The following is a 17601-nucleotide window of genomic DNA, read 5'->3' on the forward strand; positions in this document are numbered from 1 at the left end:
GGGCGTCCATCTGTTCCTGTTGCAAGACCGCTTTAATGCGCCTGCGCGCATCGCGCAATCTCACGGGGATGAACGGTGTTCGCCAGCCGTTGATTTAAGCGTGTCGCATTGAAACGGATTCATGCGACGCGCTTTAAATCTTTGTCGTTATGCATGTCGTTCTCCCAAAACCGAGATCACTTTTGGGCGACATGCATTAGATTTGCGAGGACAGCTCGACCGGGAAATCGTCGTTATCGGCATCGCGCATGGCGGCGAGGCTTCTGTTGTCGAGCACCTCGGCGATTGCCTGGCGCACTTCCAGCATCATGTGCCGGACCTGGCAGGTCGCCTCGTCGCAATCCTCGCAGCGCTGGTACTGCGTGCGGCTGGCGCAGGGAATGGGTGCCAGCGGCCCGTCGAGCACGCGCACGACGTGGCCGATCTTGATCTCCGAGGCGGGGCGGGCGAGGCGATAGCCGCCTTCCTTGCCCTTGCGGCTCTGGACGAAGCCGGCATTGCGCAATTCGCCCAGGATGGCATCCAGGAATTTCTTCGGGATGTTGTTGGCGACGGCGATGTCGTTGACGAAGGCCAATTGGCCAATCGGAAGACTGGAAAGATGCACGAGGGCCTTGAGGCCGTATTTGCCTTTTTTTGTCAGCATGCCCGAGTCAACCCGTTGAAACCCCAACCACCCCGCATCTGGCGGCTGTTTGTGTGCAAATAATGACGGTTTTGCCGCGCAATGGTATTTTGCGACAACAAGACGCCAAATGGCACGTTAGGCACAAACGCGTTGATTCTTTGTAGCGTTTCGCAGGGATGGCGCCGGCTGAAGGCAAAACGAAGAAAGCCGGCTCAATGCCGGCTTTGCTTATCTGCTCAATATGTGCAGTGAGCCTTCAGCGGCTGCCATAGGCCTGATCGAGCAGGCCGCCGGCGGCGAAATGCTCTTTCTGGATCTTGTCCCAGCCGCCGAAGACGTCTTCCACGGTCAACAGCCGTACCTCGGGGAAGTCAGCCTTGTATTTGGCCGCGACGGCTGCGTCACGCACGCGGTTGCCGTTCTGTGCGAGGATGTCCTGGCCTTCGGGCGTGTAGAGGAAGTCGAGATAGGTCTTGGCCAGGTCGCGCGTGCCGTGCTCGTCGGCGACCTTGTCGACGATCGCCACCGGGAATTCGGCGAGCAGGCTGACCGAAGGCGTGACCTGCTCGAACTTGTCATCGCCATACTCCTTGCGGATGCCGCGCGTCTCGGATTCGAAGGTGATCAGCACATCGCCGATCTCGCGCTGCACGAAAGTGGTGGTCGCGGCGCGGCCGCCCGTGTCGAAGATCGGCACGTTGTTGAACAGCTTGGTGATGAACTCCTTCACCTTGGTGTCGTCGCCCTTGAAGGCTTCCTTGGCGTAGGCCGTGGCCGCCAGATAGGTGTAGCGCGCATTGCCCGAGGTCTTCGGGTTGGGGAAGATCACCTGCACGTCGTCGCGCACCAGATCGTTCCAGTCCTTGATATGCTTGGGGTTGCCCGCGCGGACAAGGAACGAAGGCAGCGAATAGAACGGGGAGGCGTTGTCGGGAAAGTCCTTCTGCCAGTCGGCCGAGACAAAGCCTTTCTTGACCAGAAAATCGATGTCGGTGACCTGGTTGAAGGTGACGACATCGGCGCCAAGGCCCTCGGCGATGGCGCGCGCCTGCGCAGAGGTGCCCGCATGCGACTGGTCGACGGTCACGCCCGGATGCGCTGATATGAAGGCCTTGTTGACCTGAACGAACAGTTCGCGGCCGACGTCATAGGAGGCGTTGAGCAGCTTGTCGGCCGACCAGGCTTGGGAGGATGCGAGGAACAGGCCGGCGACGGTGGCAACGCCGAGGAAAAATCGCTTCATGAAAAAGGCTCCGGATGCAATGTGTCAACGGCGCAACCATAGCCGTGGCGCATGGGGCACGGCGAGGTATGCATGAGGGGTCCGCGCCCTCGCTGCGAGAAAAGATATTATCGACACAACGAGTCCTTGGAATTCTATTCCAGATGACACTCACTTCGGTCTGTATTCCTTGTGCAGGACGATCATTTGGCATATACATATGGCATATACAAACGGAGGCAACCGTGCCCCAGCATCGGCATACAACCACGTCGCCTCCGAAGGAGGCCAAGCTCTTCCGCAACAATCGCAGCCAGGCGGTGCGTATTCCTGTCGAATTCGAGCTTCCCGGCGACAAGGTTCTGATCAGCCGCGAAGGCGACCGTCTTGTCATCGAGCCGCTCCGCAAACCCGGCCTTGCCGCTCTGCTCGCCCAATGGGCGAAAGAGCCACCGCTTGGTCCTGAGGACGACTTTCCCGAGATCAAGGATGCGCCTGTTGAAGCCGAGGACATTTTTTGATGCGGTTCATGTTGGATACAAACGTCATCAGCGACATGATCCGAAACCCGGCCGGCAAGGCCGCCAGTGCAATGGTGCGCGAAGGTGATGCCGCTGTTTGCACCAGCATCGTCGTTGCCTCTGAATTGCGATATGGCTGCGCCAGGAAGGGATCGGCCAAACTGCTCAAGAAGGTCGAGGATTTGCTGGCTGAGATCCCTGTATTGCCGCTCGACGTACCGGTGGACGCTGAATACGGCGCGCTTCGCGCCGAGTTGGAGGCCGCTGGCCAACCCATTGGCCACAATGACCTTTTTATTGCCGCTCACGCCTGCGTATTGGGCACCACATTGGTGACGGCCAATGTGGGGGAGTTCGCCCGGATACGGAAGCTGAAGGTCGAGAACTGGCTGGAATAGCGCCTGACCCGAAAGATCAAGCCGCCGGAAACAGCTTCCAGCGCCCCGGACGGAACGCCACCCGGCTTTTCTGTGCCGCCGGATGATCGACGGGCAGTTCGATCTCGACCCGCTGGCGATCGCCGCCGATCTCAAGCTCCACCCGACGCGTGCCGGCGACGCGGCGGCTGGCGGCGACCGTACCGGCGATGCAGCCGCTGCAGCCGTCCAGCAGTTCGACGTCGTGCGGGCGGAAATAGAGCGTCGCGTCACCCTCGGGCGCGTGCGGCGCGGCTAGTCCGATGGGGCGATCAGCGAGCCAGATCTCGCCATTCTCGACCTTGACGGGAAGCGAGCTCGATTCGCCGATGAAGCCGTAGACGAAGGGCGAGTTCGGCGTGTCGTAGATATCGTCCGCCGTACCGACCTGCTCGATGCGGCCCTGGCTCATCACCACGACGCGGTCGGCAAGCTCCAGTGCCTCTTCCTGGTCGTGGGTGACGAAGACGGTGGTGTGGCCGGTGCGGTCATGGATCTCGCGCAGCCAGCGGCGCAGTTCCCGGCGGACCTGAGCATCGAGCGCGCCGAACGGCTCGTCGAGCAGCAGCACCTTGGGCTCGATCGCCATGGCGCGGGCGAGCGCGACACGCTGGCGCTGGCCGCCGGACAACTGGGCCGGATAACGCTTTTCGAGGCCGGAAAGCTGAACGAGATCGAGAAGCTCGGAGGCACGGCGGCGGATTTCCTGCGCCGGCGGCCGCGAGGACCCATGCCGGACCTTCAGGCCGAAGCCGATATTGTCGGCCACCGTCATGTGCCGGAACAGCGCATAATGCTGGAAGACGAAGCCGACATTGCGCTCCTGGATCGACTTCTGCGAGGCGTCTTCGTCGCCGAAGAAGATCTTGCCGCGCGTTGGCCGTTCCAGCCCTGCGATCAGCCTGAGCAGCGTCGTCTTGCCCGAGCCGGACGGCCCCAGCAGCGCGATGAGTTCGCCCGACTTGATGTCGAGCGATACGTCGTGGAGCGCTGGAAACCGCTCAAACTCCTTGCGCACGTTGGCAACGCGAACTTCCATACAAATCCCTCTGTCAGTGTCCGCGCGTCGCGGCGAGTTCGGCGCCGTAGCGCATCTCGAGCAGTGTTTTCAAGACCAGCGTGACGAGCGCCAGCCCGGCAAGCAATGAGGCGACGGCGAAGGCGCCGACGGCATTGTACTCGTTGTAGAGGATTTCGACATGCAGCGGCATGGTGTTGGTCAGGCCGCGTATGTGACCCGAAACCACCGAAACCGCGCCGAATTCGCCCATGGCGCGCGCGTTGCACAGGAGCACGCCATAGAGCAGGCCCCATTTGACGTTGGGCAGCGTGACGTACCAGAAGGTCTGCCAGCCATTGGCGCCGAGCGAGAGCGCCGCTTCCTCGTCGCCATTGCCTTGTTCCTGCATCAGCGGGATCAGTTCGCGGGCGACGAAGGGGAAGGTGACGAACACGGTGGCCAGCACGATGCCGGGCACGGCGAACAGGATCTGGATGCCGTGTGCCTTCAGCCATTCTCCGAGCAGCCCCTGCGCACCGAACAGAAGCACGTAGACCAGGCCTGAGATGACCGGCGAGACCGAGAAGGGCAGGTCGATCAGCGTGGTCAGGAAAGCCTTGCCCTTGAACTCGAACTTGGCGATGGCCCAGGCGGCTGAGATGCCGAAGACGACATTGAGCGGCACGGAGATCGCCGCGACGAGCAGTGTCAGGTGGATGGCCGAGCGCGCATCCGGTTCGCCCAGCGCTTGCGTATAGGCACCGATGCCTTTCGCCAGCGCCTCATGGAAGACGATGATCAGCGGCAGGAGCAGAAAGACGCCGAGGAAGGCAAAAACGATCGCCATCAGCACGGCCTGTGCCGGCCGGCTTTCGGTCACCGCCGCCGAGCGGCTCTCATGGTAGGGTTCGTAGGATTTGATTTCGGGATCAGCCATAGCGCTTGCGGCTCCATGTCTGCACCAGATTGACGACCAGAAGCATGACGAACGACAGAGCGAGCATGATCGCCGCGATCGCGGTCGCCGCCGGGTAATTGTACTCCTCCAGCCGGATGACGATCAGAAGTGGAGCGATCTCGGATCTGTAGGGCAAGTTGCCGGCGATGAAGATGACCGAGCCGTATTCGCCGACGCCGCGCGCGAAGGCCAGCGAAAAGCCGGTGATGATGGCCGGCGCCAGGCCCGGGAACAGCACGCGGGTGATGATCTGGAAGCGGTTGGCGCCAAGCGTCGCGGCGGCTTCCTCCACCTCCTTGTCGATTTCTTCCATGATCGGCTGCACGGTGCGCACGACGAAGGGCAGGCCGATGAAGACCAACGCGATGACGATGCCGAGCGGCGTGTAGGCGACCTTGATGCCCAGCGGCATCAGCAATTTGCCGATCCAGCCGTTCGGTGCGTAGAGCGTGGTCAGCGCGATGCCGGCGACCGCGGTCGGCAGCGCGAAGGGCAGGTCGACCATTGCGTCGACGATGCGGCGGCCGGGAAAGCGGTAGCGCACCAGCACCCAGGCGACGAGCGTGCCGAAGACGACATTGACGGCAGCCGCGAGGAAGGCGGTGCCGAAGCTGATTTCCAGCGCATTGATGGTGCGGCGGTCGCTGGCGATCGCCCAGAATTCAGCCCAGCCGAGAGAGGCCGAGCGCCAGATCAGCCCGGATAGCGGAATGAGGATGATGAGGGTGAGGTAGGCAAGCGAGAAGCCGAGCGTCAATCCGAAACCCGGAATGACACTCGGCTGCTTGAACCGCCACCCCGCCTGCGCGGGTGCTGTCGTCATGAAGTTCTGGATTGTCCCTTCTTATTCAACCGGACTTTGCTTGAAGAAGCCCATTGGCGGGCTTCCTCAGAACAACCGAACCTCACTGGGCCGGCTTGTAGATCTGGTCGAATATACCACCGTCGCCGAAATGATAAGGCTGCGCCTTCTTCCAGCCGCCGAAAAGCGGATCGTCGATGGAGATCAGCTTGATATCGGGGGTCTTGGGCAGATCCGCCGGTGCGACGAGTTCGGGCTTGGCCGGACGATAGTGGTTCTTGGCGATGATCGTCTGGCCTTCCTTGGAATAGAGCCAGCCGAGATAGGCTTCGGCCACCTTGCGCGTGCCCCTGGCATCGACATTGGCGTCGACGATCGCCACCGGCGGCTCGGCCAGGATCGAGGTCGGCGGATAGACGATCTCGAAATTGTCGGCGCCGAATTCGTCGAGTGCCAGATAGGCATCGTTTTCCCAGCCGATCAGCACGTCGCCGATGCCCTTTTGCGCGAAGGTGACGGTCGAGCCGCGCGCACCGGTGTCGAGAACCGGGGCATTGGCGTAAAGCTTGCCGACGAATTCCTTGGTCTTGGCCTCGTCGCCGCCGTCATGGGCGTTGGCATAGGCCCAGGCGGCCAGATAGTTCCAGCGTGCGCCACCCGAGGTCTTGGGGTTGGGGGTGATCACCTGGGTGCCGTCCTTGACGAGGTCATCCCAGTCGTGGATCCCCTTGGGATTGCCCTTGCGGACCAGGAAGATGATGGTCGAGGTGTAAGGCGCTGAATTGTTTTCGAATTTCTTGCGCCAGTCGGGATTGATCTTTTTCGACTTCGAGACAATGGCGTTGATGTCGCCCTCGAGCGCCAGCGTGACCACGTCGGCATCGAGGCCGTCGATCACGGCGCGGGCCTGGGCACCCGATCCGCCATGCGACTGCTGGATCGTCACCGTCTCGCCGGTCTCGGCTTTCCAATGGGCGACGAAAGCCTCGTCGTAGGCCTTGTAGAGCTCGCGTGTCGGATCGTAGGACACGTTGAGGATGGTGGTGTCGGCGAACGCGAAACCGAGCGTGCCGAACTGGACAGATGTGGCGACCAGTGCGCCGAGCAGTTTCCTGAAATGAGGTTTGGTCATTTCTGCCTCCGTTGAACCCGCGCCAAATCTAGCGAATTGATAGAAATTAGATGCATCGAATGTTCCCTTTTTTGCCCTCCTGAAGAAAATATTGGATGATCTTGCGCCATGTCGGGAAATATTTTCCTCATCGACACCCCGCGCGGACTCGAGGTCCTATCTAGGGATGCGCGATGCCGAGGCAAGGCCGCATTCGGTTTGATCCCGCCGCTTATTCGGCGCTTACCGGGAAATCGAAACGCTGGTTTGGAAAGGGCTCGTGACCGAGCGTGAAATGCCACCATTCGCGGGCGTAGTTCTTGAAGCCGCCGGTACGCATGGCATCGACGAGCAGCGTGCGGTTTGCCGCCGCTTCGTTGCCGAGCGGGCGGTGCGCCGTCTCGCTCATCGGGTCGAAACAGTCGAAACCGGTGCCGAAGTCGAGCGTATCGGCATCGATGGCGCCACAGGCCGGTTTGGAGACCGCCGGACCGTCGGCCCGCGCAATAGCGACATCGACGGTCGAGCCGCGCGAATGGGTCGACAGTTCACCGACATAGCCTTTGGCGATGAGGTCGCCGCGCCTGACCTTCGGATACCATTGCGGGTCGGGCGGACCGCCCGCTCGCGTCCATTCGCCCATGTCGGCAACGGCGCGGGCAGGGCGGTAGCAGTCGAACACGACCAGCGTCAGGCCTTTCGCGGCGATCTCCTGCTGGATACCGGCAAGAGCTTGCGCCGCCTGCCGGGTGAGAATGCAGACCGGCGCCTCATAGCCACTCACCTTGCGGTGCAGGAAATCGTCCGGTCCGGCGTAGCGGATGTCCTGGCGGATGGAGGGATCGATATCGGCGAGCCGAACGAAGCCGGCGGGGAGGGTATCGGCATGTGCCGGCGGAACAGAAGCCGCAAGCGCCAGCGCGCAAAAGCCAACGCGCTGAATCGCCTGGCGCATTCTATTCAAGGAGCGCGTTCACTCGACGAACACCTTGACGCTCGCCGCACGTCCAGCCGCGTCGATGACAGTCAGCGTCGAATAGCCCGCGCCGTCGGGCAGCCAGGTCGCGGTGCGGCGGCGGTCGATGCCAGTGAGCGGCTTGCCGTTGGCCAGCCAGCGAAATGGCGCACGGCCGCCTTGCAATTTCAGCACCAGCGGCGAGGCATCGGCCGAATTGGTGGCGAGATCGACGCGGGCGCCGTCCGGCGGGAAGATGATGGTTGGGGCGGGTTCGGTCGGCGTCGCCTGCACCAGCCCGTCGGCACCGGCGCCGAAGCGGGCGAGCGTCACCGGCAGATCCTCGCGCTTGGGGGTGAAGGCGCCGGGCGGCTTGCCGGGCAGCGGCACCGTGGCAAGGCCGGACCGGACAAAGCCCTCGAACAGGATTGGGGCGGCCGAGACATAGCCCGAGAGGCCCGGCACGGCGCTGGCATCGGGGCGGCCGACCCAGACGCCCAGCACATAGCGGCCATCGAAGCCGACCGACCATGCGTCGCGGTAGCCGTAGGACGTGCCGGTCTTGTAGGCGATGCCGCGCTGCAGGGCGCCTTCCGGCGGCTTCACGCCCGACAATATGTCGATGATCTGCCAGTTCGCCTGGTCGTTGAGGATGGTGGCGGTGGTGCGTTCGGCATTGGCCGGCTCGGTGCCGTCATGCAGCGTGTGCGTCTTGCCGCCATTGGCGAGGCCCGTATAGAGCTGGACGAGATCCCGCAGCGTGACGCCAACGCCGCCAAGGCCGATGGCCAGGCCGGGCGCCTCGTTGACCGGCAGGATCGGGTTGACGCCGGCCTGGCGGAAGCGTGCTGTCAGCCGGGCCGGGCCGACCGCGTCGAGCACGCGGATCGCCGGCACGTTGAGCGACAGTTGCAGCGCCTGGCGGACGCTGACATCGCCCTGGTAGCCCATGTCGAAGTTCCTGGGCCTGTAGCCGCCGAAATCGACCGGGCTGTCCTCGATCAGCGTTTCCTGCGCCACCAGTCCCTGCTCGAAGGCGAGGCCATAGATGAACGGCTTCAGCGTCGAGCCGGGCGAACGCACGATCTTGGTCATGTCGATCCAGCCGGAGCGGCTGGAATCGAAGAAATTGGCCGAGCCGACTTCGCCGAGGATGTCGCCGGTTCGGGAATCGGCCAGCACCATGGCGACGGAGAGGCGCGGCCCGAGCTTCGTGGCGGCGTCGCGCGCCACCTGCTCCAGCCCTTGCTGGACGCTTTTGCGGATCGTCAGCTTGAGCGGCTGACCGGGAACGGCCCTGGGCAGCATCGCATAGGCGGCGTGCGCGGCAAGTGCCGGCAGAGTGCGGCGCAGGCCTGATACATCGTCGAGCGCGGCCCGCGCGGCCTCGCGTTCGCCGATCAGGCCTGACGAAACCATGCGGGCCAGCACCCGGTCGCGGGCGGCGTGGGCGATTTCCAGATTGCGGTCGGGCCGGCGCTTTTCCGGCAATTGGGGCAGCGCGACGAGCAGGGCGGCTTCGGAGACGGTGAGCCGCTTCGGCTCCTTGCCGAAATAGGCGAGCGAAGCGGCGCGCACGCCTTCCAGGTTGCCGCCATAGGGCGCCAGCGTCAGATAGCGTTCGAGGATCTCGCTCTTCGACAGCCGCCGCTCGATCTGGATGGCGCGCAGCATCTGCTTGACCTTGGAGCCGAGGCTGCGGCTTTCGCGCGGCTCGATCAGGCGCGCAAGCTGCATCGAGAGCGTCGAGCCGCCGGAGACGATGTGGCCGCTGGTGGCGAACTGGCCGGCGGCTCGGCAAAGCGCCAGCACGTCGACACCCTCATGGTCCCAGAAGCGCTTGTCCTCATAGGTGACGAGCATGTCGACGAACTGCTTGTCGACTTGGTCGAGATGGGTTTCGAGCCGCCAGTAGCCGTCCGGCGTGGCAAAGGCGCGCAACAGCTGGCCGTCGCGATCCTGGACTTCCGTGGAGACCGTGAGTTCCGCTGGTAGCGGTGGCGGGAAGGCGCGGTCGAGTTCCCAGAGGGTAGCGACCGACAGGGCCAGGATGCCGGCGCAGGAAGCTAGCGTTATGGCTGACCTACGGAGAAATTTTCTGGAGAGCATAGTGCCGCCCCTCATCCGCCTGCCGGCACCTTCTCCCCGTATAGTGACGGGGAGGGAGCTGTCGCGGCGGTCGGCGCTAGCCCCTTTCTCCCCGTCACTATACGGGGAGAAATGCCCGGCAGGGCAATGAGGGGCAGCGCAAGCCTCACGTTCATATTCGCCAAGGCGCCTTAGGGCGCCTTGATCTCCATCATGCCGGTGGCGGTGCGGGCCGAATATTGCGGCCGGTACATGTCTTCCACCGTCGCCGCCGGATGGGCGTAGGTACCCGGCGTCACGGCGCGCACCACATAGGCAAGCGTCAGATTGTGGTCGTGATCGCCGTCGGCGGGGTTGAACGCCGCGACGAAACGGTCGTCGCGGAATTCGAGGTGCGCGGCGTCGGTCTGTGCCAGCCAGGAGAAGTTCGTCAATTGGGCGCTGGAGACCAGGCCCGGATTGTCGATCTCGAAACCGGCCGGCAACAGGTCGGTGACCAGCAGGCGCGACGGCCAGCTGTTCTGCTCGGTGACCTTGAGCACGACGACATAGCGCTCGTTCTGGGTTGCCTCCGTCACATTGGCTTCGGTGCCATCGAGCCTGTAGTAGGTACGGCTGATGGTGAAGCCGTCGCCGCCGGCCGGCAAGGGCTGGATCGGCGACGCCACGCTGGTGACGACGGCCTGCAGCGGGGTCTTGCCGGTGTTGGCGATTTCGATCGGGCTGTCGACCAGCTCGGAGCCGTTGACCTGGTTGGAATAGCCGCCCGAATGCGGCGCGCCGTTGACGGAAAGCGTGATCGAGTCATTGCCCTCCTTCAGCGCGCGAGCCGCCAGCAGCATCCAGGAATCGTCCTGGGTGCTGGTCCAGCGGGCTTCGGCGCGTTCCCTGGTCACCAGCTTGATCAGCTCCGGCACGATCGTCGACACCGGCTTCGATTCCGCCGCCAGCGACAACATCGCCGCGCCGTCACGCAGCGCCGAGCCGTAGTCGGAGCGGTACCAGTCGTAGTCGCTGCTCGACTTGGCGAGCTGCAGCGCGGTCTTGAACGTCGCCTCCGAGCGCTGCGTGTCGCCATAGAGCGCAAGGCTCGCCGCCAGCTGGGCAACGGCCATCGGGCTCGAGAAGGCTTCGAGCTGGGTGTCGGCATAGTAGCGCAGATCGCCGATCGAGGCCTTCTTGTTGCGGGCCAGAACGTAGAGGGCGTAGGCGATCTCGCTGCCGCGGTCCTGTACGCTCTGGTCGTAGCCGAGCGAGTTCTGCAGATTGCTCAGCGCCTGGTTCATGGCCAGCGCCGGCACGTCGTATTTCTGCTCGCGCGCCCTGGTCAGGAACTCGCTGACATAGGCGTCGAGCCACAGATCGCCGGAGCCCGGGCCCCACAGGCCGAAGCTGCCGCTCGAGGACTGATAGCTCAGCACCTTGTAGATGGCATCCTGGATGCGGCCATGCAGGTCGGGGTCGCTTTCCATGCCGATGCCCGAGGCCAGCTCGTTGACGTAGAGAAGCGGCATGGCGCGGCTGGTGGTCTGCTCGGCGCAACCATAGGGGTAGCGGTCGAGCGTCATCAGGAGCGAGGGCACGTCGAAAGCCGCCGCCTGCGATACGCCGACGCTGACGGAAGCGCCGTCAAGCAGGCTTGCCGCCAGGAGTTCCTTGTCGACGCGCAGCGCGCCGCCATTGCCCTTGAGGTCGACCACAAGGCGCGTGGTGACCGGCAATTGCGCCGGGCGCACCGGTACATAGAGCGTCTGCTCGACCTTGGTGCCGTCGGCATGCGCCAGCTTGATGGTCAGCGAGGCATTGCCCGGCGTCTTGGCGATCAGCGGCACGGTCAGCGTCTGGCGCTTGCCCTGGGCGAGCGTCAGCTTCTGGGGCAGGGGCTTGTCGCCCGTCGAGAGATCGCCTGTCGTGTCGATCGACAGCGCATAGTCGCCGGCCGGGCCGTCGGTGTCGGCCACATCGAGCCGCATGACGGCGTTGTCGCCGGGCGCCAGGAAGCGTGGCAGGCCGGCGGTGATGACCACGGGATCGCGCACGATCACATCCGACTGGGCATGGCCGACCGCTTCCTTGGTCCAGGCGACGGCCATGACGCGCACGGTGCCGTTGAACTGCGGGATGTCGAAGTCGATCCGCGCCTTGCCGTCGGCGTCGAGCTCGACCGGGCCGGAGAAGAAGGCGACCAGCTTTTCGGTCGGCGGGCTGCCTTGCGCCTGCATGTTGGCGCCGTCACCGCCGGTCCTGAGCTTGCCGGTGGTGCCGAGCGAGCCATCGATCAGGCGGCCATAGATGTCGCGGATCTCCATGCCCAGCATGCGCTGGCCAAAGAACCAGTTCTCCGGATCCGGTGCCTTGTAGTTGGTCAGGTTGAGGATGCCGACATCGACGGCGGCAACCATGACATAGGCGTTGGTGCCCGGCTGCACGCCGGCCACGGAAACCGGGATCGACAGCTGCTGGCGCGGCATCGTCTTGTCCGGCGGCGTCAAGGTGACGGCGAGCTTCTTCGAGCCCGGATCGACCGTCAGCCATTTCACGCCGATGGCGCGGGCCGGCATGCGCGTTTCCTGCGCATCGCCCGGCCGGAACAGGGTTGCCGTGACATAGGCGCCGGCGCCCCAATCGTCGCCAACCGGAATATCGACGGTGCTGCCGCCGGCCGGCACGGTCGCCGTGATGGTCTTCAAAAGCTTGTCGGAACCGATATTGACCAGAAGTTCGCCGGCAAAATGCGGCGAGACTTTCAGCTTGGCCACTTCGCCCGCGGCATAATTGTCCTTGTCGAGGGCGATCTCCAGTCCGTCAGGCGTTTCGGTGGTCGTCGAGGCCACATACCAGCCGGCGTCGAATTCATAGCTGGTCGCCGGTCCCTCGGGATCCGAGGTTTCGACCTCGAGCCGGTACTGGCCCCAGTCGACCGGCACGGAGACGGTGGCGTCGCCATCGGCGTTGAGGTCGATCTGGCCATTGGCGATCGACTTGGTGAAGGTAACCGGCTCGTAGTTCCACGAATTGTTGGAGCGGTACCACTGATAATTGCGTTCGACCTTGACCAGCGTCCACTGCGCGCCTTTCAGCGCCTCGCGCTTGCCATCAGGGTCGACGGCGATCAGGCTGAACTTGGCCGTGCCGCCCTGCGGCACTTCACCATCGGCGAAGTCCGGTCTAATGCCGATCATATGGCCTTGCGGGCGGATGCCGATGTTGAGCGAGCGTTCGATGGCTCGGCCACCGGTTTCGCGCATGCGCACCGTCACCTTGCCGTCGACCAGCTTGGTGGTCGAGGGCAACTGGTCAACGGAGATCGGGAAGGTCGCCTTGCCGTCATCGCCAACCACGGGCAGGTTGGTGAGCGGCGTTACCGTCGGCTCCGCCGACTGCTCGTCGGCGAGGCCGAAGGAAAAGTTGGGGAAGCGGTCCCAGTCGCGCGACGTCGACAGCGTTAACTCGCCTTCCAGCGCCAGGCCCGCCGCCGGCGCGCCATAGAGGAAGCGGCCGTCAATGTTGATGTTGGCGGTTTCGCCCCGCGCGATTTCCTGCTTGTCGGCCTTCATGTCGAATTCGATGCGATCCGGTACGAAATCCTCGACCAGGAACATCTGGCTGGCGACCGCCGGCTGCTTCGGGTCGGTGTAGATCGATACCGACCAGGTGCCGCGCATGGCGTTGGGTTCAAGCGGCAGGTCGACGGCATGGCCGCCGGCCGAGGCGCCGTCGCTGACGATGCGGCGGTCCTCGACGCCGTCGGGGCGCGAGAAGATGAAGGTGAGCGGCAGGTTCTCGACCGCCTTGGCGGCGCCATCGCGGGCTAGGGCCGCGACATGGACATCCTCGCCGGCACGGTAGATGCCGCGCTCGGTCCAGGCATAGACGTCCAGCGCACCGGGCGCCGCGCGCCCGGTGACGCCGCGATCGGAGAGGTCGAAGCCGGCCTTGGACATGTCGAGGAAGACGAAATCATTGTCGCCCTGCTTGGCCATCAGCACGGCCGGCACCATGCCGCCGTCGCCGCGTGTCAGGCCGGGATTGAAGACGGCGTGCCCGTCGGCATCCGACGTCGCGGTGCCGAGAACCTCGTTGTTGCGGGCAACCAGCGTCAGTTCGGCGCCGGCGATCGGCTTGGCTGAACCCAGCGAACGGGCAAAGACATTGAGCCCGTCCTGGCCGGTATAGGTCGACAGGCCGATGTCGGAGACGACGAACCACTGCGTGGCCATCGAATTGTAGTCGTCGCTCTTGTCGTTGACGGCCTGGGCGGTCAGCACATAGACGCCGGGCTTGCGCTGCGGCAGCGCTTCGTCGACCGGGAAGGAGGTGGTGACCTCCTTGTTGAGGTCGTTGACGATGTCGAGCTGACCCTGCCAGACCGGCGCGCCCATCTGCTCGGAAATGTTGGAGATGTCATAGCCGTCGAGCTGGTGCAGGAACTGGTAGCCCGACAGAAGCTGCGCCAGCGACCGGTCGCCGATGCGGTAGAGCTTCATTTCGGCGGCGTTCATGTTGACCGTGACGACCGGAATGCCGCGGCGTGCGCCGGCCGGCAGCACGAAGCTGTCGCCGGTGAAGCGGGCGGACGGCGCGCGATCCTGCACATAGATCGACAACACCACGGGAGCGGCGGTCACTTCGCCTATTGCCGCCGGCAGGCCGGCGCGGAAGGTCACGTCGTAATGCTGGCCGTGTTCGAGCCCTTCGACGCAGATCTGCTTGTCCTTGGCCTCGACGCCCTTCGGCGGTGCGTTGTCGACGGTGACGAACTGCGCATAGTCGACACCGGTCTTGACCAGTTCCTCGGAGAATTGCGCGCAGATGCGCGGCGCGCTGGTGTCGGCATCGACGCTGTGGTCGATCACGCGGAAACCCTTGCGGGCCTTCAGATCTGCATAGTCGGCCTGCACGGCCGGCGACGTCACCAGCGCAAGGCTCGCCTCATAGGCCTGCAGCGCCGGCCGGTAGAGATCGCGCTTGTCGAGGCCGGCGCCGAGCAGCGCCAGCACGTCGGCGCGCGTCTTGGTGGTGCGCAAAAGCTTGTAGGCGTTGAAGGCGGCCGAAGTGGCGTTCATCGGCAAGGTAGACGCTTCGGAGGTGTTGGCGGCGGGCTGCACGGCCAGCGTTTCACGCGCCAGATTGAGCCAGAGCTTGCCATCATCGGGCATCACCGAGGCCGCGGCCTCGTATTTCTGCATGGCGGAGCGATGGTCGCCGGTCTGCATGGCCTGCTCGGCCGAACTGATCAGGGCCGCCATGCCTTCGGTCGGCTTGTCATAGGCCGGGCCAAGCAGCCTGTTGCGGTATTGCTGCGCCTGATCGGCCATCCAGTTGGGGAAGAAGGCGAGTTCCGGCGGCGCGCCGATATCCGGATCGCCGTCAATGTTGACGATCTTGCCGGCAACTGCTCCGTTGAAGGGCTTCAGCTGGTTGTAGTCGGATTTGAGGAAGCACCATTTGGCCTTGGTGTTGTAGGTGAAGGCGCGGCAGGCCGGGTCGCCAAGGCATGTTGTCTTGCACTGGTCGAGGGTGACATTCTGGTCGGATCGCAGATCGAAGCCGAAATAATCGGAATTGTCGGTCGTTGCGATTCGCCGGGCCTCGGCTGCTTGGGCGACGCCGTTCCAGGCCAAGGCATTGGCCCAGGCGAAGAAAAGAAGGACCAGAATCGACAGACCACGAGCCTTGCGCATTGCCATAACACCCTCCAGACAAGTGCAAACGTCCGGGCATGTTCAAGCTTCAGTCGAGCTTGTCAACGCGCGGACGCGGCAGGTTCCGCCTGCCAACGGTTTATTTTCCGGCCAAGGACCGGTATGCGGACAGTAACCTCCATAGGACAGGGGATCACGCTTTCTTGCGGAAACGCAGAAGGTGTGAATTCCAAGCCCGTCCTATTTCAGACAATTGGATTGTGGCCCCTTTACGTGCGCTTCAGAACTTCATTCCAATTTTAGTTTTGTAACCTAGGTTGTCGTAATGCCAGCGCATGAAAAGCAGATGTCAGGAGGGACCGCGCCAGGGCGCGTTCTTTCGCGCGCCCTGCTTTTGGCCATGATCTGCTCGACCGCGCTGGTCGCCGAATCAAGGTCCGCGGCTGCGTTCGAACTTTTCGGCATCAAGCTGTGGGGGTCGTCCAACGACGAGGACGCCGACATTGTCGACCCGCTGCGCTATGCCGTGACCCTCACGGCGCCCGATGCGGACAAGGATCTTGTCAAGAAACTCGAGAACGCCTCGGCACTGAAGGGCGACGAGGATCGGCCGGTCTCCGGCTCGCTCGGGCTGATGGCGAAGGCGCGCAGCGACCGCGAACAGCTGGTTGCCGCACTTTTCGCCGATGCCCGCTACGAAGGCGTGGTCACCATCACCATCGACGGCAAGCCGCTCGACGAATTACCGCCGGACGCCGAATTCAAGGGCCCGCAGCCGATTCCAGTGGCGATCAATATCGCGACCGGCCCCAAATTCACCCTCGGCGATATCAGGCTGCAAGGGGACGCGGCGGGGCTGATGAGCGCCGATTACGGCCTGATATCGGGCGGCGACGCCGGATCGGGCGCGGTGCTGAAGGCCGAGGCGCTGATCGTGCGCACGTTGAAAGAACAGGGCAGGCCGCTCGCCAAGGTGACCGGCCGGCAGATCGTCGCCGACCATGCCACCTCGACACTTGACGTGACGCTGACCGTTGCGGCAGGCCCTGTCGCCGGCTATGGCGCGACCACGGTGGAAGGCACCGAGAAGGTCGACCGCGACTTCACCGAATACATGACCGGGCTGAAGCGCGGCCGGCAGTACTCGCCGCAGGAGATCAGCGATGCGCGTGACAGGCTGCTGGCGCTCGAGGTTTTCAACAGCGTGACCTTCAAGGAAGCCGACAAGCTCGATGCCGACGGCAACATTCCGATCGGCGTCCAGGTCAGCGAGCGCAAGCCGCGCTATTTCGGCCTGGGCGGGACCTTCTCGAACACAGAGGGGCTGGGGCTGGAAGGCTATTGGGGACACCGCAACCTGTTTGGTCACGCGGAAAAGCTGCGCATCGATGGCGCCATCAGCGGCATCGGCAGCAACAATCTGTCCGATCTGAACTACAATGCCGGCATCATGTTCGAGAAACCCGGCGTGATCGGGCCGGCGTCGAAATTCTTTGCCAGCGTGAAGACCGTACTCGAGCATCCCGACGCCTACGACCATTTCTCGGTCAAGGGCAGCACCGGCCTGTCCTATGAGCTCGACAAGAAGCAGACTGTCTCGGCGGAGGTTGCGCTCGACTATTCCAGGATCACGGATGCGTTCGGCAAGCACACCTACCTGATCGCCAGCGTTCCGCTGCAATATGTCTACGACAACAGGGATAGCAGGCTGAACCCGACCAGGGGCTTCCGGGTGCTGGCCTATGCCGAGCCGAGCTACGACATCATAAGCGGGGCCGCCTTCCTCAAGCTGAAGGGCGAGGGGTCGGCCTATCAGTCGCTGGATACGGCCTCGAAATTCGTGTTGGCCGAGCGCGTCGCCGTCGGCTCGATCGTCGGCACCGGGCTCGAGAACGTTCCGGCCGACCGGCGCTTCTATTCCGGCGGCGGCGGTTCGGTGCGCGGCTATGCCTATCAGGGCATCGGCCCGAAAGACTTCACCGGCCAGCCGATCGGCGGCCTGTCCTTCTTCGAGACCTCGGTCGAAATGCGCATCGCAGTCACCGACACGATCGGCATCGTGCCGTTTGTCGATGCCGGCACGGTGTCGACCAAGTCGGTGCCCAATTTCTCCGACGTCAAGGTCGGCGCCGGCGTCGGCCTGCGTTATGTGACGCCGTTCGGGCCGTTGCGCATCGATGCCGCCGTGCCGCTCAACCGCGATCCCAGTGATCCGCATTTCGGCATCTATGCCGGCATCGGGCAGGCGTTCTGAC

General features: G+C 63.8%; 12 protein-coding genes. 3 read left to right on the forward strand and 9 right to left on the reverse strand.

Annotated elements, in window-relative coordinates:
- Positions 1 to 196: 196 nt before the first annotated feature.
- Both MesoLj_RS17610 and MesoLj_RS17615 read right to left on the reverse strand, forming a co-directional pair.
- Positions 197 to 646 (reverse strand): RrF2 family transcriptional regulator, encoded by a 450-nt coding sequence (locus MesoLj_RS17610; protein ID WP_027029809.1) that lies wholly within the window; start codon positions 644 to 646, stop codon positions 197 to 199.
- Positions 647 to 884: 238 nt separating this feature from the next.
- The gene (locus MesoLj_RS17615; protein WP_202326911.1) at positions 885 to 1871 is read right to left on the reverse strand and encodes a sulfate ABC transporter substrate-binding protein; all 987 of its coding nucleotides are present in this window, start codon (positions 1869 to 1871) and stop codon (positions 885 to 887) included.
- A gap of 224 nt (positions 1872 to 2095) precedes the next feature.
- Between MesoLj_RS17615 and MesoLj_RS17620 the strand changes: the two genes are divergently transcribed.
- A complete protein-coding gene (locus tag MesoLj_RS17620) occupies positions 2096 to 2371 on the forward strand; it encodes an antitoxin (RefSeq protein WP_140775945.1) in 276 nt (91 codons plus the stop codon).
- Positions 2371 to 2769, forward strand: coding sequence for a type II toxin-antitoxin system VapC family toxin (locus MesoLj_RS17625; RefSeq protein ID WP_140775720.1), 399 nt, complete (start codon positions 2371 to 2373; stop codon positions 2767 to 2769). The genes MesoLj_RS17620 and MesoLj_RS17625 overlap by 1 nt, the downstream gene beginning before the upstream one ends.
- Before the next feature lie 16 nt (positions 2770 to 2785).
- Here MesoLj_RS17625 and MesoLj_RS17630 read toward each other — a convergent pair whose 3' ends face one another.
- The 7 genes from MesoLj_RS17630 to MesoLj_RS17660 form a co-directional block, all read right to left on the reverse strand.
- Complete coding sequence (locus MesoLj_RS17630) at positions 2786 to 3826, reverse strand: sulfate/molybdate ABC transporter ATP-binding protein (RefSeq protein ID WP_056571856.1); 1041 nt, start codon at positions 3824 to 3826, stop codon at positions 2786 to 2788.
- Positions 3827 to 3839: 13 nt separating this feature from the next.
- On the reverse strand, positions 3840 to 4724 hold the full coding sequence (gene cysW, locus MesoLj_RS17635) for a sulfate ABC transporter permease subunit CysW (RefSeq protein ID WP_056571857.1): 885 nt from the start codon (positions 4722 to 4724) through the stop codon (positions 3840 to 3842).
- Positions 4717 to 5568, reverse strand: a complete 852-nt coding sequence (gene cysT, locus MesoLj_RS17640; RefSeq protein ID WP_202326913.1) for a sulfate ABC transporter permease subunit CysT — start codon at positions 5566 to 5568, stop codon at positions 4717 to 4719. The genes cysW and cysT overlap by 8 nt, the downstream gene beginning before the upstream one ends.
- A gap of 82 nt (positions 5569 to 5650) precedes the next feature.
- Positions 5651 to 6679, reverse strand: a complete 1029-nt coding sequence (locus MesoLj_RS17645; RefSeq protein ID WP_202326915.1) for a sulfate ABC transporter substrate-binding protein — start codon at positions 6677 to 6679, stop codon at positions 5651 to 5653.
- Between the two features lie 211 nt (positions 6680 to 6890).
- The gene (locus MesoLj_RS17650; protein WP_202326917.1) at positions 6891 to 7613 is read right to left on the reverse strand and encodes a M15 family metallopeptidase; all 723 of its coding nucleotides are present in this window, start codon (positions 7611 to 7613) and stop codon (positions 6891 to 6893) included.
- Positions 7614 to 7631: 18 nt separating this feature from the next.
- Positions 7632 to 9722 (reverse strand): penicillin-binding protein 1C, encoded by a 2091-nt coding sequence (gene pbpC, locus MesoLj_RS17655; protein WP_244735480.1) that lies wholly within the window; start codon positions 9720 to 9722, stop codon positions 7632 to 7634.
- Positions 9723 to 9892: 170 nt separating this feature from the next.
- Positions 9893 to 15391 (reverse strand): alpha-2-macroglobulin family protein, encoded by a 5499-nt coding sequence (locus tag MesoLj_RS17660; RefSeq protein ID WP_202326921.1) that lies wholly within the window; start codon positions 15389 to 15391, stop codon positions 9893 to 9895.
- 280 nt (positions 15392 to 15671) lie between these two features.
- On the opposite strand from MesoLj_RS17660, the gene MesoLj_RS17665 reads away from it, so the two are divergent.
- Positions 15672 to 17600: an autotransporter assembly complex protein TamA gene (locus tag MesoLj_RS17665; protein ID WP_202326922.1), complete on the forward strand. Its 1929-nt coding sequence runs from the start codon at positions 15672 to 15674 to the stop codon at positions 17598 to 17600.
- The last annotated feature ends 1 nt before the right edge of the window (position 17601 follow it).

Source organism: Mesorhizobium sp. 113-3-9 (assembly GCF_016756515.1).
Taxonomy (GTDB): domain Bacteria; phylum Pseudomonadota; class Alphaproteobacteria; order Rhizobiales; family Rhizobiaceae; genus Mesorhizobium.

Excerpts from the sequence above, each read along its gene's own strand:
- MesoLj_RS17610 (WP_027029809.1), bottom strand. The coding sequence starts at position 646 with ATGCTGACAAAAAAAGGCAAATACGGCCTCAAGGCCCTCGTGCATCTT.
- MesoLj_RS17615 (WP_202326911.1), bottom strand. The coding sequence starts at position 1,871 with ATGAAGCGATTTTTCCTCGGCGTTGCCACCGTCGCCGGCCTGTTCCTC.
- MesoLj_RS17625 (WP_140775720.1), top strand. The coding sequence starts at position 2,371 with ATGCGGTTCATGTTGGATACAAACGTCATCAGCGACATGATCCGAAAC.
- MesoLj_RS17630 (WP_056571856.1), bottom strand. The coding sequence starts at position 3,826 with ATGGAAGTTCGCGTTGCCAACGTGCGCAAGGAGTTTGAGCGGTTTCCA.
- cysW (WP_056571857.1), bottom strand. The coding sequence starts at position 4,724 with ATGGCTGATCCCGAAATCAAATCCTACGAACCCTACCATGAGAGCCGC.
- cysT (WP_202326913.1), bottom strand. The coding sequence starts at position 5,568 with ATGACGACAGCACCCGCGCAGGCGGGGTGGCGGTTCAAGCAGCCGAGT.
- MesoLj_RS17645 (WP_202326915.1), bottom strand. The coding sequence starts at position 6,679 with ATGACCAAACCTCATTTCAGGAAACTGCTCGGCGCACTGGTCGCCACA.
- MesoLj_RS17650 (WP_202326917.1), bottom strand. The coding sequence starts at position 7,613 with ATGCGCCAGGCGATTCAGCGCGTTGGCTTTTGCGCGCTGGCGCTTGCG.
- pbpC (WP_244735480.1), bottom strand. The coding sequence starts at position 9,722 with ATGCTCTCCAGAAAATTTCTCCGTAGGTCAGCCATAACGCTAGCTTCC.
- MesoLj_RS17660 (WP_202326921.1), bottom strand. The coding sequence starts at position 15,391 with ATGGCAATGCGCAAGGCTCGTGGTCTGTCGATTCTGGTCCTTCTTTTC.
- MesoLj_RS17665 (WP_202326922.1), top strand. The coding sequence starts at position 15,672 with ATGCCAGCGCATGAAAAGCAGATGTCAGGAGGGACCGCGCCAGGGCGC.